Annotated in this window: 12 protein-coding genes; 4 read left to right on the top strand and 8 right to left on the bottom strand. The window is 64.1% G+C overall.

Going from position 1 to position 14,982, the window contains the following annotated elements; all coding sequences use genetic code 11:
* Positions 1-40: 40 nt before the first annotated feature.
* The 3 genes from tssH (at position 41) to R2N11_RS17515 (ending at position 3,640) form a co-directional block, all read left to right on the top strand.
* A complete protein-coding gene (tssH, locus tag R2N11_RS17525) occupies positions 41-2,743 on the top strand; it encodes a type VI secretion system ATPase TssH (RefSeq protein ID WP_316681789.1) in 2,703 nt (900 codons plus the stop codon).
* Positions 2,740-3,174: a type VI secretion system baseplate subunit TssE gene (gene tssE / locus R2N11_RS17520; protein ID WP_316681788.1), complete on the top strand. Its 435-nt coding sequence runs from the start codon at positions 2,740-2,742 to the stop codon at positions 3,172-3,174. The genes tssH and tssE overlap by 4 nt, the downstream gene beginning before the upstream one ends.
* A gap of 82 nt (positions 3,175-3,256) precedes the next feature.
* The gene (locus tag R2N11_RS17515) at positions 3,257-3,640 is read left to right on the top strand and encodes an H-NS family nucleoid-associated regulatory protein (RefSeq protein WP_316681787.1); all 384 of its coding nucleotides are present in this window, start codon (positions 3,257-3,259) and stop codon (positions 3,638-3,640) included.
* Between the two features lie 154 nt (positions 3,641-3,794).
* On the opposite strand, the gene R2N11_RS17510 is transcribed toward R2N11_RS17515, so the two are convergent.
* Positions 3,795-4,241: an RrF2 family transcriptional regulator gene (locus R2N11_RS17510; RefSeq protein ID WP_316681786.1), complete on the bottom strand. Its 447-nt coding sequence runs from the start codon at positions 4,239-4,241 to the stop codon at positions 3,795-3,797.
* Between the two features lie 68 nt (positions 4,242-4,309).
* Here R2N11_RS17510 and R2N11_RS17505 point away from each other — a divergent pair, with 68 nt between their 5' ends.
* The gene (locus R2N11_RS17505) at positions 4,310-5,287 is read left to right on the top strand and encodes an alpha/beta fold hydrolase (protein WP_199030868.1); all 978 of its coding nucleotides are present in this window, start codon (positions 4,310-4,312) and stop codon (positions 5,285-5,287) included.
* Positions 5,288-5,323: 36 nt separating this feature from the next.
* Here the strand turns inward: R2N11_RS17505 and R2N11_RS17500 are convergent, their stop codons facing one another.
* The 7 genes from R2N11_RS17500 to R2N11_RS17470 are packed head-to-tail and all read right to left on the bottom strand — an operon-like array spanning position 5,324 to position 14,977.
* Positions 5,324-6,508 carry an acetate/propionate family kinase gene (locus tag R2N11_RS17500; RefSeq protein ID WP_316681785.1) on the bottom strand — a complete coding sequence of 395 codons (1,185 nt, stop codon included), beginning with the start codon at positions 6,506-6,508 and terminating at the stop codon, positions 5,324-5,326.
* Positions 6,505-7,950 (bottom strand): bifunctional enoyl-CoA hydratase/phosphate acetyltransferase, encoded by a 1,446-nt coding sequence (locus R2N11_RS17495; RefSeq protein WP_316681784.1) that lies wholly within the window; start codon positions 7,948-7,950, stop codon positions 6,505-6,507. Before R2N11_RS17495 ends, R2N11_RS17500 begins: the two co-directional genes overlap by 4 nt.
* A gap of 9 nt (positions 7,951-7,959) precedes the next feature.
* Complete coding sequence (locus tag R2N11_RS17490; protein ID WP_316681783.1) at positions 7,960-8,466, bottom strand: hypothetical protein; 507 nt, start codon at positions 8,464-8,466, stop codon at positions 7,960-7,962.
* Between the two features lie 9 nt (positions 8,467-8,475).
* A complete protein-coding gene (locus tag R2N11_RS17485; RefSeq protein ID WP_199030872.1) occupies positions 8,476-9,627 on the bottom strand; it encodes an ABC transporter permease in 1,152 nt (383 codons plus the stop codon).
* 9 nt (positions 9,628-9,636) lie between these two features.
* The gene (rbbA, locus tag R2N11_RS17480; RefSeq protein WP_316681782.1) at positions 9,637-12,471 is read right to left on the bottom strand and encodes a ribosome-associated ATPase/putative transporter RbbA; all 2,835 of its coding nucleotides are present in this window, start codon (positions 12,469-12,471) and stop codon (positions 9,637-9,639) included.
* The gene (locus tag R2N11_RS17475) at positions 12,435-13,508 is read right to left on the bottom strand and encodes an HlyD family secretion protein (protein ID WP_316681781.1); all 1,074 of its coding nucleotides are present in this window, start codon (positions 13,506-13,508) and stop codon (positions 12,435-12,437) included. The genes rbbA and R2N11_RS17475 overlap by 37 nt, the downstream gene beginning before the upstream one ends.
* Positions 13,505-14,977, bottom strand: coding sequence for an efflux transporter outer membrane subunit (locus R2N11_RS17470; protein ID WP_316681850.1), 1,473 nt, complete (start codon positions 14,975-14,977; stop codon positions 13,505-13,507). The genes R2N11_RS17475 and R2N11_RS17470 overlap by 4 nt, the downstream gene beginning before the upstream one ends.
* Positions 14,978-14,982 lie beyond the last annotated feature (5 nt).

Below are 14,982 nucleotides of genomic sequence, written 5' to 3'. Positions count from 1 at the left end.
TTCGTTCCTGCCTGGTGTTCTTGATGTTGCCCTCTTCGCCATGACCGCCCGCGATCTCTCCCCGTTCCTGCGTCGACTCACCCCTCACTGCGCCCAAGCACTTGCCGATGCGGCAAGCCTTTGCGAGACGCGCGCCCATCGAGATATCGAGGTCGAGCACTGGCTCATCAAGTTGCTGGAGCTTGGCGAAGGCGATCTGGTCGCCATCGTGCGCCGCTATGAGCTGGATACCGATGCCATCTGGAATGGCCTGCTGAGCGCGATTGAGCGGCTGCCGCACGATCTGCGTGGCAAGCCGAGTTTGTCGCAGCGGCTGGGGATGCTGCTGGAGGCCGCGTGGATTCACGCCTCGCTGGAAGAGGGGCAATCGTTCATCCGCTCGGCGCACTTGCTGGCTGCGCTGGTGGAGTCACCCAGCCTGTTGCGCGCGCCGGATGCCTGGCCGCTGCTGTCGGTGTCTGCAACGCAGATCGAGCGGCTCATGCCCGAACTGGATCGGATCTCCACCGAGGCACCGCGCGCTGAGGCTGCTACAGTCATGGCATCGAGCACAACGACGGCTGCACCGGCGCGCCCCGCTAACGCGCGCGAAGCCGCTGCGCTCGCCCTCCCCGGCCAAGCAGACGCCAGCGTCTTGCAGCGTTTCACCATCGACATCACACAAAAGGCGCGTGACGGACGAATCGACCCGGTGTTTGGCCGCGATGTCGAAATCCGCCAGATGATCGACATCCTCATGCGCCGGCGCAAGAACAACCCGATCCTGGTGGGTGAGCCCGGCGTGGGTAAAACAGCGTTGGTCGAAGGGCTGGCACTCAAGATTGCCGAAGGCGACGTGCCCGCCGTGCTTGCCAATGTGACCATGCTCACGCTCGACCTGGGCCTGCTGCAAGCCGGTGCCGGCGTGAAGGGGGAATTCGAGCAGCGCCTGAAGAATGTGATTGAGGCTGTGCAGCAGTCGCCCACGCCGATCCTGCTATTCATTGACGAAGCGCACACGCTCATTGGCGCGGGCAATATAGCCGGTGGCGCCGATGCCGCCAACCTACTTAAACCGGCGCTCGCGCGGGGTGAACTGCGCACCATTGCCGCGACCACATGGTCTGAGTACAAACAATATTTTGAGCGGGATGCGGCACTGGAGCGCCGCTTCCAGATGGTCAAGGTCGATGAGCCGGATGACGACAACGCCTGCCTCATGCTGCGCGGCCTGAAAGATCGTTACGCCAAGCACCACAATGTGCACATCACCGATGCAGCTGTCACTGCAGCCGTCAAACTGTCGCGCCGCTTCCTGACCGGGCGGCAGTTGCCGGACAAGGCAGTCGATCTTCTGGATACAGCCGCTGCCCGCGTGCGTCTGGGCATGGACACCACGCCGCTGGTGATCAGCGAGGCGCAAAGCGAGCGTGCCGCGCTTGACGTTGAACGCACTGCCTTGCTGGAAGACCAAGGCGCCACCGCCGTGGACGCCCAGACCCGACTGGCCGCCATTGACGCGCGTTGCGCAGAATTGGACGCGCAGCTTGCCGCCCTGCAAACCACCTGGACCGAGCAACAACACGCCGCGCAAGAACTGGAGCGCCTGCGCCTTGCGTGGCAAAACGCCTCCGACGACACGGCCCGACGCGACTTGCAACACGCCATCAAGGCGCAACGCGACGCGCTCGCCGTGCATACCGGTCCAGTACTGGTGCCGCTGGAAGTCAACGAAGGCGTGACCGCGCAGGTTGTTGCCGACTGGACCGGCGTGCCGCTCGGCAGCCTACTCGAAGACGAACTGGCTACCTTGCTGGAATTGGAAACGCGTCTTGCCCAATTGGTGGTCGGTCAGGACGATGCACTGGAGGCGTTGGGCAAAAGCCTGCGCGCCGCCAAGGCCGGGCTCAAATCCGAAGACGCGCCGCTGGGCGTGTTCCTGCTCACCGGCCCCTCCGGCGTGGGCAAAACAGAAACCGCGCGCGCCCTGGCCGACCTAATGTTTGGTGGCGAACGATCGCTCATCACCATCAACCTATCGGAATACCAAGAGGCGCACACGGTTTCGCAACTGAAGGGCTCGCCGCCGGGCTACGTCGGTTACGGGCAAGGCGGCGTGCTGACCGAGGCCGTGCGCCAACGGCCGTACAGCGTGATCCTGCTCGATGAAGTCGAGAAGGCCCATCGTGACGTGCTGAACCTGTTCTACCAAGTGTTCGACCGAGGCTTCATGCGCGACGGCGAGGGGCGCGTGATCGACTTCCGCAATACCGTGATCCTGATGACGTCGAACCTGGGCAGCGACCAGATCATGGCTGCGACGGATGCCGTGGCCGAAGCCGGCGGCCGCTCCACGCCCGCCATGCTGATGGAAGCCATCCGCCCCCTGTTGATCGAACACTTCCAGCCCGCCCTGCTGGCGCGCTTCCAGACCATTCCGTTCCAACCGCTGGCCGCCGATGCGCTGGCCGCCATCGTGCGCATGAAGCTCGACAAGGTGGCAACGCGCATCGCCCGCCGCTTCGACGTGCCGCTCACGTGCGACGACGCGCTGGTGGACGAACTCGTACGCGCCTGCCAATTGCCCGATTCCGGCGCACGCAATATCGACAGCCTGCTCGATCAGCAGATCTTGCCCGTGCTGTCGCGCGAGTTGCTGGTGCGTGGCGCCCATCGCCAGCCGCCCGCAGCGGTGCGCCTGTCGTTTGATGCAGAAGAAGGCATGACCGTGGGCTTTGATGAAGCCGAGAGCGCCGCAGCATGACGCGCAGAGGGCCGGGGTTGTTCGAGGCGATTACGGGACACTTTGCAAATGGCGCCCCGATCGACGCGTTTGATGAGGCCACGCAAACCTTCCTATCGGTGCAGGACAACATCCAGCGCATCCTGAACAGCCGCCGCAATAGCCTCGCACATGTGCCGGACTACGGGCTGGGAGACTTGTCCAAGGTCTATCGGCATTTGCCGGCGTCGGCCCACACGCTCAAGCGCGAGATCGAGACCACGCTGCTGGCCTACGAGCCACGCCTGAAAGCCATCGACATCGAGATCAATGAAACCGAGCCCGGCATGCTGCTCAGCTTTACGATGAGCTGCCATCTCCACCAGCTTGGGTTGGTCCGTTACGGCACGCACTTTACGCCGGATGGGGGCACGCGGCTCACGCTGCTCAGGGCGGAGTTGGATCGGGATTGAAGTCGTCACATCAGGGTTCAAACGATAGGGCTCGCTGCGCCATGAAGAACAGCGCAAAACAACCGCGCCCGGGGAATCCACTGTGCCGCCTTTATCCGACCTGTTGCGAGAATTGGACGGGGGCAAGCTCCAGATTCATGCGGTACGCCACGGTGACCGCAAGAAACACATCGCCGACGCACAGTGGATCATCACCGAGTTCGGCATCCAACCACATGCGCTCAACTTCCCGCCGGAATACGGCTCCTGTAGGCAGCACAGCATTTGGCCGAACTACCACGACCCTGTGACTGGTCAGACATGGAGTGGCATGAGGCGCAGACCAGAGTGGCTGCGTGGCAAGGACCTGGCGCTGTACGAGATCGAGCAACAACTAATGCAGGCGCCCTGCTTCCTGGAGAGATTTGAATGTGCGATTCAGACAGACTTTATTCTTACGGAACAATGCTGTGCTTGCCAAAAATAAGGCCTGTCGAGGTGCTTTTTTTTCGAGCACTTCATCGCGGCGGATAGCAACGTGGCTTCACAGAACCCTGAGCCCTCTACCCATCGCGGATGCCATGCGGAAGCGGCCAGCGATCGATGCATCAAAAGAGAAGTCTCTACGCTGGCAGTCAACGCTATACAGAGTGATTCGCCTGAGGCTCCGACGCGAACGAGATGCACTCTGTTGCGAGCGCTGACAAGCGCTTGCCTTGAAAGCACCTCAACAGTTCATTCTCCGCCGCACGCTGCGCTTCGCTGACAAAGCGGTTCACCACCGCTTCTACTGGACACTGCGGGTTGTCTTGGGCTGGCCCGAAAGCAAACGGACTGGCACTCGCAATCGCTGCATGAATGTCGCCCACCGTGAGCGCGTCGAGTCCGCATGCGAGTGTCCAACCTCCGCTGCGCCCGCCAGCGGAGGCAACGTAGCCCGCGTCACGCAGCGCCGCCATGGTCCGTCGCACTACGACCGGATTGGTGTGCAGCATCTGCGAAATCGTTTCAGAACTGGTAGAGCCACCGCGCAGATGCATGTGAATGAGTACGTGCAACAGCCGGGCAAGGCGTACGTCTTGAGCCATATTCAGAAGATGCTTTTATTCCGTAACTCTGTATATTACAGTATTAGCTCACGCACAGCGAGACACTCATGACGACAGCTTCTCATCGCCTGGTCGATGCCAACGGAATACGCCTTAGTCTGCTTGAACAAGGCCAGGGGCCCTTGGTCCTGCTCTGCCACGGATTTCCAGAGACCTCCCTCGCGTGGCGCCATCAGTTGCCGGCGCTTGCAGCGGCAGGCTACCGCGCCGTCGCTCCAGATTTGCGTGGCTATGGACGCAGTGAGCAGCCCGAGGCAGTCGACGCATACACGGCACTGCAAGTGGTCGGCGACTTGGTCGCGCTGCTCGATGCATTGGGAGAGCAGCAAGCCGTGGTTGTCGGCGGAGATTGGGGCGCGACGATTGCCTGGCAAGCAGCGCTTTTGAGACCGGACCGATTCCGAGCGGTGGCCGCACTAGGGGTGCCCATGATGGGCCGTGCGCCCATGGCACCCAGCCGGCTTTTTCCCCAGACTCCAGACGCCTGGTTCTACACGCACTACTTTGCATCTCCAGGCCTGGCGGAGCGAGAGCTGGAGGCCGATGTGGCGACAACCCTGCGCAAGATCTACTTTGCGGCTTCAGGAAGTGCTGGGCCACGCGACGATGTGCTCACACCGAATCCCTTCGGCATGCTTGCTCGCTCAGACGGACTGCTTACGGCATTGCCGACCCCACAAGCCCTGCCGGACTGGCTCAGCGCCGTGGACTTTGAGCAGCTTGTGCGCTCGTTTGAGAAAAGCGGTTTTCGCGGTGGTCTGAATTACTACCGCAACCTTGACCGCAATTGGGCAGCCGAGGCAGCCTTTGTCGGCCTGCAAATCCATGTGCCCGCCATGTACTTGGTGGGCGAAAGCGATACTGGCCTCGCGATGCCGGGCATGCAGAACATCATCGATGCCATGCCGTCGTTAGTGCCTCAGCTGCGCGTGTCGCAGGTGGTACCCAAGGCGGGCCATTGGCTCCAGCAAGAAGCACCTGAGGCGGTCAACGCGGCACTGATCGGCTTCTTGAAATCACTCTGATCACCTTTCGCTACGGCCAAAGACCAATATCAACGACTACCGCGACTGCTCACTCTGGGCGACATGCCGTGCAGCGACCCACTCCTCATTTGTGGGCTCCACCGCCACACGAATCCGGCTGGCCGAACTGGAAATGATTGCGGCGTGCGCTTGGTTGGCCGCCTCATCCAAATCGGCGCCCAGATAGCCGAGCGCACGCACGACGCGCTCACGCAGCACGGCGTTGTGTTCGCCAATCCCCGCCGTGAAAACCAGCAAGTCCAAGCCGCCAAGAACAGCCACCAGGGCACCGATTTCGCGGACGATGCGACGCACGTAAAGCGCCAGCGCCGCCTGCACGCGCGGGTTGTCGGCTTCTTGCGCCAATAGATCGCGCGGGTCAGATGACACCCCCGACACGCCGAGCAGACCGGATTCGTGATACAGCACGTGCCCCACCTGTGCGGGAGAAAGATGCTCCGTCTCCATCAGGTAGAGCACCGCGCCTGGGTCCAGGGCGCCGCAGCGTGTGCCCATCATCAGGCCGTCGAGCGCGGAAAACCCCATCGTGGTCGCCACGCTCTCGAGCCCGCGCATGGCACACAGGCTGGCACCGCTGCCAAGGTGCGCGACGATGGTTCTCCCACGGGCGATATCGCCATGTCGCTCGGGCAAGACGATCGACATGTACTCGTACGACAGCCCGTGAAAACCGTAGCGCCGCAACCCGCGCTCCCACGCGGCATACGGTAGCGGCAGCATCATTTCAACTTGCGGCAGCGTGTGGTGGAACGCTGTATCGAAACAGGCCACCTGCGGCACCTCGGGCAGATCTGACAGCAGCGCCTCGATGGCCTCCAACGCAAACGGCTGGTGCAGCGGTGCCAGCGGGATGAAGCTGCGCAAATCGGAAAGCACCTCCGCGTCCACACGTACGGGTGCAAAGTACTTGGCTCCGCCGTGCACCACACGGTGTGCCACGGCAACCAACCGACGGTTGCCGAGCACGTGCTCGACACGCCGGCGAATGTGCAGCAGCGCAGCGTGATACGGCTGCGCGGCGTCAAGCTCCACGGCCTGCGCTGGCGCTCCGACTTCCGCTACGGTGGGGTGATCGGTGCCGATGCCTTCCACTTTCCCGCTCCACACGGGGGTACGGGGCAACGGAAGCTGTGTGGCATCGAACAACGCAAACTTGATGCTCGACGAGCCACAGTTCAGTACGACGATGCAATCGTTCATGGCGGGAGGATGCGGTAACGGTGCGCCAGCAACGTGGCGACGGCACATGACGCAATGCGCGATTCGCGTGAATCGGCACGGCTGGTCAATACGATGGGCACGCGTGCGCCGAGCACAATGCCCGCGCTGGCGGCCCCACCCAGGTATTCCAACTGCTTGGCGAGCATGTTGCCGCTTTCCAGATCCGGCACCACCAGCACATCGGCCTGCCCTGCCACTTCCGAAACGATGCCCTTGATGCGGGCTGCAGCGGCCGATACCGCGTTGTCGAAGGCCAGTGGCCCGTCCAGCACGCCTCCTTCGATCTGGCCGCGGTCGGCCATCTTGCACAACGCCGCTGCGTCGAGCGTGGCGGGCATGTGCGGGTTCACGGTTTCGACTGCCGCCAGGATCGCCACGCGCGGCCGCGCCACGCCAATCGCATGGGCCAGATCGATGGCGTTGCGGATGATGTCGGCCTTCTGATCCAAGGTCGGTGCAATGTTGATAGCGGCATCCGTCACGATAAACGGGCGTGGATACGCTGGTGTCTGCATGACGAAGCAATGGCTGATCCGACGCTTGGTGCGCAGCCCGGCTTCAGCGCGCACCACGGCCGCCATCAGCTCATCCGTATGCAGGCTGCCTTTCATGAGCGCCTCGGCCTTGCCCAGCGCCACAAGCTCCACCGCGCGGGTGGCCGCGGCGCTGCTGTGTGGCACGTCTTCGATTTCCAGGCCGCTCAGGTCAAGCCCGGCTTCAGCGGCGACGCGCATCAACTTGGCGCGCGGTGCGACCAGGCACGGCACGATGAGCCCTTCAGCGCGGGCATCCAGCGCGGCGGACAGGCTCAGCGCATCGCACGGGTGGACGACCGCCATGCGGATCGCCCCCAGGGGCCGCACGTGATCAAGCAGCCGATGGATGCCGTTGCCGCCGGTGGTGATGCGTACATCGGGCAGCGTTGTACGTGGGCGCTCGATCCGCTCGGTAGGCGCGATGACCTCGGCTTCTCCGGTAACGGCGATGACGCCACTGTCGTTGGTACAGGTGCACGCCAGCTTGAGCCGCTTGCTCCGCTCTTCCTTGCTGGTGACCGTCACGCGGATGGTCAACGTATCGCCAATACGCACCGGCGCGTGAAACTGCAATGTCTGCCCAAGATAGACCGTACCGGGCCCAGGCAGGCGCGTTCCGAGCACGGCGGAAATCAACGCGCCGCCCAGCATGCCGTGGGCAATCACACCATGAAAGCGCGTGTAGGCCGCAAACTCGGGGTCCAAGTGCTGCGGGTTGACATCGCCCGACAGCACGGCAAAGAGCTGGATGTCCTCCGCTGTCAGCGTGCGCTGGATGGCGGCCGTTTCACCAACGGCGATTTCGTCAAAGGTGCGATTGCGCACCACGCTCAGATCGCCGCCCGGCAGCGATGCCGGCGGCGCCGGCAGGTGGTCGGGGCCCATGTGTGCTCCTCAGGAAGCCGTGCGAAGTTGACCGTTGCCCATGCTGCGCGCAGGTGCCGTGCCTGGCAACACTACTGCCGAGCGAATGAACGCATCGGCCGGCGCCCCCAACGAAGACAGCATGCCCTGCAGCACCGTATGTACCGGCATGGCATTCCCGGCCGCGCTCAGTGCCTGCACAGAGGCCTGCTGCCACGCCATCATGGCGCGCTGGTAGTCCGTTGCAAAGCTCGCTTGATTGGCGATCGCTGTTTGCATCACGCCCTGAACCACATTCATTGCGCGTTGGTTGGCCTGCCAGAAAGCGTTGGGGAGCAGCGTTGCCCATGCGTTCCAGTCTTCAACGCCTTGCAGCTCGGTCAGCGCAGATTCTGTACGTCCTACGTCTTCAGCCAGCAATTCTGCACCCAGTTCATACCAGCGCTGCCGCGCCGTCTTGAGCAGGCCCAGTGTTTGCAGCCCGAGTGCGACTTGCGCCTTGAAGAGCGCGAGAGGAAGGTTGGCAGGTGTATCCATGTTGGCTCCTTAAGCCATCTGGCTGATGGTTTTACGAAAGCGCGTCAATGATGCGACAAACAGCACGGCACCGATTGCACCGATGGCCAGACACTGCGGCCATACGACGGACAATCCTGCGCCCCGATAAAGAATCGCTTGTGACGCCGATACAAAATGCGTGGTCGGCGCGGCCAGCATGATGTCCTGCACGAGTGCTGGCATGCTCTCGCGCGGGGTGGTACCGCCCGAGAGCAACTGCAGCGGCAGCAGCACCAGAACCAGCAGCATGCCGAACTGCGGCATGGACCGCGCCACCGTCGCAAGGAAGATACCCATCGAGGTGGTGGCAAACAGGTGCAGCGTCGCCACCAGCATGAACAGCAGGATCGAACCTTCGATGGGCACATGCAGCGCGCCTTGCACCACGCACACCAGTGCCATCAGCGCGGCCAGCACCACCACTAGCCCCATCGACCACACCTTGGCCGTCATGATCTCGAACGGCGTGACGGGCATCACCAGCAGGTGTTCGATGGTGCCGTGCTCCCGCTCCCGGATGAGCGCGGCGCCGGTCAGGATGATCGACAGCATGGTCACGTTGTTGATGATCTCCATCAGCGAGCCGAACCACGTCTGTTCCAGGTTGGGGTTGAAGCGCGTGCGCAGCACCAGGTCAACCGGCGCGGCCGGTGCCGCACGGTGGCGCTGCAGGAACTCGCTCACCTCGCCCGAGACGATCTGCTGGATGTAGCCGTTTCCGGTAAAGGCCTGGCTCATGCGGGTGGCGTCAATGTTGAGCTGGATGGCCGGCGCGCGCCCCGCCAGCACGTCGCGCTGGAAGTTGGGCGGGATGTCGAGCACAAAGGTGTAGCGGCCGCTATCCATCCCGGCGTCCATCTCGGTAAGTGGAATCAGCGCGGGCGTGCGGAAATGCGGCGGATAGAACGCCGAGACAATGCGTGCCGACAACGGCGAGCTGTCCTCATCCACGATGGCAATCGAGGCGTTGTGCAGGCTCTCCGGCATGGCGGTAGCTGCCACGTAGATCGATAGCGTGAAAGTGTAGGCAATCAGCACCAGCATCATTGGGTCGCGCACCAGGCTCCACAGCTCTTTCACACCAAGGCGGAAGATGTTGCGCAAGCGGGCCGCCCGGCGATCGGTCGGATGGTCTGACATGGCGCGCCCCTACCGATCCTGCTTGCGCAGCATCAACAGCGTGGCCGCCAGGATGACCGGCACCGCCGCCAGCAGCGGCCAGAAGGCGCTGCCCAATGCGCTCACATCCAGCGCCTTGCTGAACACGCCGCGGCTGATGGTCAGGAAGTGGGTGGCCGGATACACGCGCCCGATCATGGCCCCCACGCCCTCCAGCGACGACACGGGGTTGAGCAAACCCGCAAACTGCACACACGGGATGATCGTGCCGATCATGGTGACGAACATGGCGGCAATCTGGCTTTGCGTGAACGTGGACGCAAACAACCCGAAACCCGTCGAGCACGTCACGAAGATCAGCGCACCCAGCGCGAGCGTCGCAAAGCTGCCCTTGATCGGCACACCGAACACCGTCACCGCCAGCAACGCCAGCAGCAAGAAGTTCAGCATCGCCAGCACGATGTACGGCGCCTGCTTGCCCAGCACGAATTCCGCACGGGTGACCGGCGTCACGTAGAAATTGATGATGGAGCCCAGTTCCTTTTCGCGCACCACCGACAACGCCGCCAGCATGGCGGGAATCATCATCAGCAGCATCGGAATCACGGCGGGCACCATGGCGGGCAGGCTTCTCACGTCGGGGTTGTAACGATAGCGCGTCTCAATCGTGCTGGGCATCGCGAGCCGCATCCCCAGCCGGTGCACGGCGGCGTCTGCCAGCCAGAGTTGGTGGATGGCCTGCACATAGCCGCGTACGGTTTCTGCACGGGTGGGCATGGCGCCGTCCACCCAGGCGCCGATCTGTACGGCCGCGCCGCGCTCCACATCGTGCGCAAAACCCGGGGGAATCTCAATCGCCAGCGACAGCTCGCCGTTGCGCATGCGGCGGTCCAACTCAGCGTAGTCGCGAATCGGGGGTTTTTCGATGAAATACCGCGAGCCGGCCAGGTTGAGCGTGTAATCGCGGGAAATTGCGGTCTGGTCGCGGTCGAGCACCGCGTAGGTGAGGTTCTCCACATCCAGGCTGATGCCGTATCCGATGATGAACATCAGGATGGCCGTGCCCAGCAAAGCCAGCGTGGCGCGTACCGGGTCGCGGCGCAATTCCAGCGCCTCGCGTTGCGAGTAGCTCAAGGCACGCGCGAGGCTGAAGTGACGGCGTGTAGACGTGCCGGTTGATGCGGTGGTTGTTGCTACGGGTGCGGGTGCGGCAATCTCGGCGGCGCCGGGAGCCGCATCGGACACCGTTTCAGACGCCTCCCGCAGATAGGCGATGAATGCCTGCTCCAGCGTCTGCGTGCCGCGCCTACGTACCAGCGCGGCGGGCGCATCGCTCACCAGCACGCGGCCGGCATGCATGAGCGAGATGCGGTCACAGCGCTCGGCCTCGTTCATGAAGTGCGTGGAGATGAAGATGGTCACCCGGTCTTGCCGGGCCAGGTCGACCATCAGGCGCCAGAACATGTCACGCGCGACCGGGTCGACACCGGAGGTCGGTTCATCCAGGATCAGCAGTTCCGGCTTGTGCACCATCGCCACGGCCAGCGACAGGCGCTGCCGCATGCCCAGCGGCAAGCGCTCGGGCAAGCTGTCGGCCACGTCCTGGAGCCCGAAGCGGGCGAGCATCTCTGCCGCGCGCGGCTGCACCTCGGGTTCGGGCAGTTGGAACAGGCGCGCATGCAGCACGAGGTTCTGGCGCACGGTCAACTCACCGTACAACGAGAACGCCTGCGACATGTAGCCCACGCGCCGTCGCGTATCGATGTCCTTGGGGTTGACCGGATGGCCAAACAACCAGGCCTGGCCCTCGCTGGCGGGCAGCAGGCCGGTGAGCATCTTCATGGTGGTCGACTTGCCGCAGCCGTTGGAGCCGAGAAAACCGAAGATCTCACCGCGGCGTATGCGGAAGTCGACGTGGTCGACCGCCACAAAGTCGCCAAAGCGCATGGTCAGTCCGCCCGCCTGCACGGCCACATCGTCTTCCGCACCAGCCACCAGCGGTGGCACCACCACGGCTTGGTGCCCCTGCCGGCGCGCTGGCGGCAGCAGCGCTATGAACGCCGCCTCCAGCGAATCGGTGCTCGTGCGGCTGCGCAGTGCTGCCGGCGTGCCGGTGGCAAGCACCTGCCCTGCGTCCATGGCGACCAGCCAGTCAAAGCGTTCAGCCTCTTCCATGTACGCGGTGGCCACAACCACGCTCATGCCCGGGCGCCCGGCCCGAATGCTTGCAATCAAGTCCCAGAATTGGCTGCGCGAGAGCGGGTCAACACCCGTGGTCGGCTCATCGAGAATCAGCAGATCCGGGTCATGGATCAGCGCGCAGCACAGCGCCAGCTTCTGCTTCATGCCGCCCGACAACTTACCCGCCGGCCGCGAAAGGAATGGCCGAAGGCCGGTGCTGGCTGTGAGCGCATCGATACGTCGGCGGCGCTCCGCTGCGTTGTGACCGAACAGGCGGCCGAAGAACTGCAGGTTCTCTTCAACCGACAGCGTGGGGTACAAGTTGCGCCCCAAGCCTTGCGGCATATAGGCGATGCGCGGGCCGACCACGGCACGTGCGCGGCGGTCGGCCATGTCACTGCCCAGCACATGCACCGCGCCATCCTGCAGGGCCCGTGCACCCGCCACCAACGACAGCAGGCTCGACTTGCCCACACCGTCGGGCCCGATCAGGCCCACCATGCAACCAGCCGGCAGGTCAAGCGTGATGCCATCCAGCGCCAGCGTCTTGCGGTAACGCAGGCTCACGCCGGCCAGACTGACTACGAATGGACCAAGCGGCGGCCCAAGCTGGGCATCGTGCTGGGTGAGCGGATTGGCGAACGGGGTCACTGCGGAACCTTGATCGCCAGGTTGACCGGCCATTCGGCTTGCGCATCGAGCTTGAGCCACGCCATGCCGGGCAGACCCGTCTTCACCAGCTTGAGGTGCTTGCGCAGCAGATCACGATCAATCTGCGCCTTGACACGGAACATCAGCTTCTGGCGCTCGGAGGCGGTTTCCACAGTCTTGGGTGTGAACTGTGCGGTACTGGCCACGAACGATACGCGGGCCGGAATCACGTACTGCGGCGCGGCGTCGAGCACGATGCGCACCTCGCTGCCCATGGCAATGCGTCCAGCGTCCGTTTCTGGCACGAAGAAGGTCATGTAGACGTCGGACAGATCCACCAGGTTGAGCAACCGCCCGCCACCGGCCAGCACCTCACCAGGCTGGGCGATGCGGTATTGCACGCGGGCGTCACGCGGGGCAGCCAGGGCGCTGTCGTCAATATCCGCTTTTACGCGCGACACCGTCGCGTCTGCGGCCTTGACCGTGGCATTGGCGCCGGCCACCTGCGTGCGGGCTGCGGCCACAGCGGCCTGCGCCGCTTCCGCTTGCGCGCGGGCCGCCACCAGTGCGGCCTTGGCGCCACGCACACGGGCGCGGTCGTCATCCAGCTCCTGCATGGACGACGCCCCTTCGCGCGACAGCGTTTCAGAACGCGCCAACCTGCGCTGTGCAGCATCCAGGTCGCTTTCGCGCAGGGCGACCTGTGCCAGGGCCGCCTGCCGGTCTGCCTCGCGCACGGCCACCTGGGCTTGTGCACTGGCCACGGCGGAGACGGACTGCTGCTGCCGCGCCTGGGCCTCGTCGCGCTGGGCCTCCAGCGTCTGCACCTGCATGTGCGCCAGCGGCTGACCGGCGTTCACGAAGTCGCCCTCATCCACCAGAATGTCCTGCACGCGGCCGGGCAGTTTGGTGGCCACGTCGATCTCGGTGGCTTCAATGCGGCCGTTACCGCTGGCAAAGCCCTTGCCGGGGCCGTCCTGCCGCAAGGCCTTCCACGCAAACGCACCACCGGCAATCACCAGGGCGGCAGCGAGCAATGCAATCCATCGTTGTTGGGGCGTTGTTGTCATGGTGTTGTTTCTCCTGATGCGCGCGGGGGCGGCGTCAGGCTCAGATGGGTTTGGGTATCGGATGCGGATTCGACGGCCTGCGTACCGCCGCCCAGCGCCGCGTACAGCCCTACGCGGCTGGAGAGCAGCGCGCGGCGCACCTGCACCAGTTGCTGCTGCGCGGCCAGCAGATCGCGCTGTGCGTCGAGCACCTCCAGAAATGCCGAGGCCCCCGCATCGAAGCGCAGTTGCGACAGCCGTGCGCGCTCGGTCTGCGCTGCCAGCGTGGCCTGCGCGATGTCGAGCTGTTCGGCCAGCCACTTGCGCGCGGACAACGCATCAGACACATCGCGAAACGCGCTTTGTACGGTCTTCTCGTAGCCCGCGACGGCAAGATCACGGCGGGCTTGCGCCAGGTCCAGGTTGCTGCGCAGCTTGCCGCCTTCGAACAGCGGGAGGGTCACGCTCGGCGCAAAAACCCAGGCACGCGTGCCGGGTGCAAACAGGTTGCCCAGTTCTGGGCTGACCGTGCCGTAGGCGCCCGTCAATGCCACGCGCGGGAAGAATGCCGCGCGTGCCGCGCCGATGCTGGCGTGCGCAGCACGCAGCCGGTGCTCTGCGGCAGCGATGTCCGGGCGTTGCGTTAGAAGATCAGAGGGCAGCCCTGCACGCAACTCCACCAGCATCCGGTGCTCATCGAGTGGCTCTGCTACCGGTGGCAGGTCGATGGGCTTACCCACGAGAAGCGTCAGGCCATGCGCCTGCGCATCGCGCGCTTGCTGCAGTTGCGTGAGCAGTGCCTGCGCCTGGGTCAGCAGAGTCTCGACTTGCGTCTGGTTCAACCGCGATGTCGCCCCCACTGCCACGCGGCGCGAGAAGATGCGCAGGGTCTCGGTGCGGCTGTCCACGGTCTGCTGTGCCAGCGCGATGCGCTCATCCAGCTCACGCAGGACCAGATAGCTGTCAGCCACCTGCGCGATCAGCCCGAGTGCGACTGCACGGCGCGCCGCATCAGACGCCACGTAGCTTTCCAGCGCGGCGTCATTGAGATTGCGCACGCGCCCCCAGAAATCGATCTCCCAACTTGAGACACCGGCGCCCACCTGGTACTGGCTCACGCGCATGGGCATGCCGAAGGGGCTCAGGTCAGCCGGAATGCTCAGGCGGTTGATGCCAGCCTGCGCGTTGAGGTGCGGAAACGTTTCCGCGCGCTGGATGCCGAACGCCGCGCGTGCCTCTTCCACGCGCAGCACCGCGGTCCGCAAGTCGCGGTTGTTCTCCAGCGCCTGGGCAATCAACGCCTGCAGACGCGTATCCGTAAAGTAGGCTTGCCAGCCGACGGCAGCGGCGGACAGACCATCACGGTCATCGTTGGCGTCATAGTGCTGGGCCACGGGCAGCGCCGGGGCTTCGTATGGCGGCGCCATCGAGATGCAGCCCGACAACGCCAGTACGGCTGTGGCTGAGGCCATTGCGGCAAGGGCGGCCATATGCG

Origin of the sequence: Ralstonia flaminis, from assembly GCF_958415495.1 — a bacterium.
Lineage (GTDB): Bacteria > Pseudomonadota > Gammaproteobacteria > Burkholderiales > Burkholderiaceae > Ralstonia > Ralstonia flaminis.
Note: the sequence above shows the minus strand (reverse complement) of the source record. Positions and strands in the feature narration are given on the sequence as shown.

Bases quoted from the DNA above. Each gene is read 5' to 3' on its own strand.
- R2N11_RS17485 (WP_199030872.1), bottom strand. From the start codon at position 9,627: ATGTCAGACCATCCGACCGATCGCCGGGCGGCCCGCTTGCGCAACATC.
- R2N11_RS17495 (WP_316681784.1), bottom strand. From the start codon at position 7,950: ATGGGCCCCGACCACCTGCCGGCGCCGCCGGCATCGCTGCCGGGCGGC.
- R2N11_RS17505 (WP_199030868.1), top strand. From the start codon at position 4,310: ATGACGACAGCTTCTCATCGCCTGGTCGATGCCAACGGAATACGCCTT.
- tssH (WP_316681789.1), top strand. From the start codon at position 41: ATGACCGCCCGCGATCTCTCCCCGTTCCTGCGTCGACTCACCCCTCAC.
- R2N11_RS17490 (WP_316681783.1), bottom strand. From the start codon at position 8,466: ATGGATACACCTGCCAACCTTCCTCTCGCGCTCTTCAAGGCGCAAGTC.
- tssE (WP_316681788.1), top strand. From the start codon at position 2,740: ATGACGCGCAGAGGGCCGGGGTTGTTCGAGGCGATTACGGGACACTTT.
- R2N11_RS17475 (WP_316681781.1), bottom strand. From the start codon at position 13,508: ATGACAACAACGCCCCAACAACGATGGATTGCATTGCTCGCTGCCGCC.
- R2N11_RS17510 (WP_316681786.1), bottom strand. From the start codon at position 4,241: ATGGCTCAAGACGTACGCCTTGCCCGGCTGTTGCACGTACTCATTCAC.
- rbbA (WP_316681782.1), bottom strand. From the start codon at position 12,471: ATGGCCGGTCAACCTGGCGATCAAGGTTCCGCAGTGACCCCGTTCGCC.
- R2N11_RS17470 (WP_316681850.1), bottom strand. From the start codon at position 14,977: ATGGCCGCCCTTGCCGCAATGGCCTCAGCCACAGCCGTACTGGCGTTG.
- R2N11_RS17500 (WP_316681785.1), bottom strand. From the start codon at position 6,508: ATGAACGATTGCATCGTCGTACTGAACTGTGGCTCGTCGAGCATCAAG.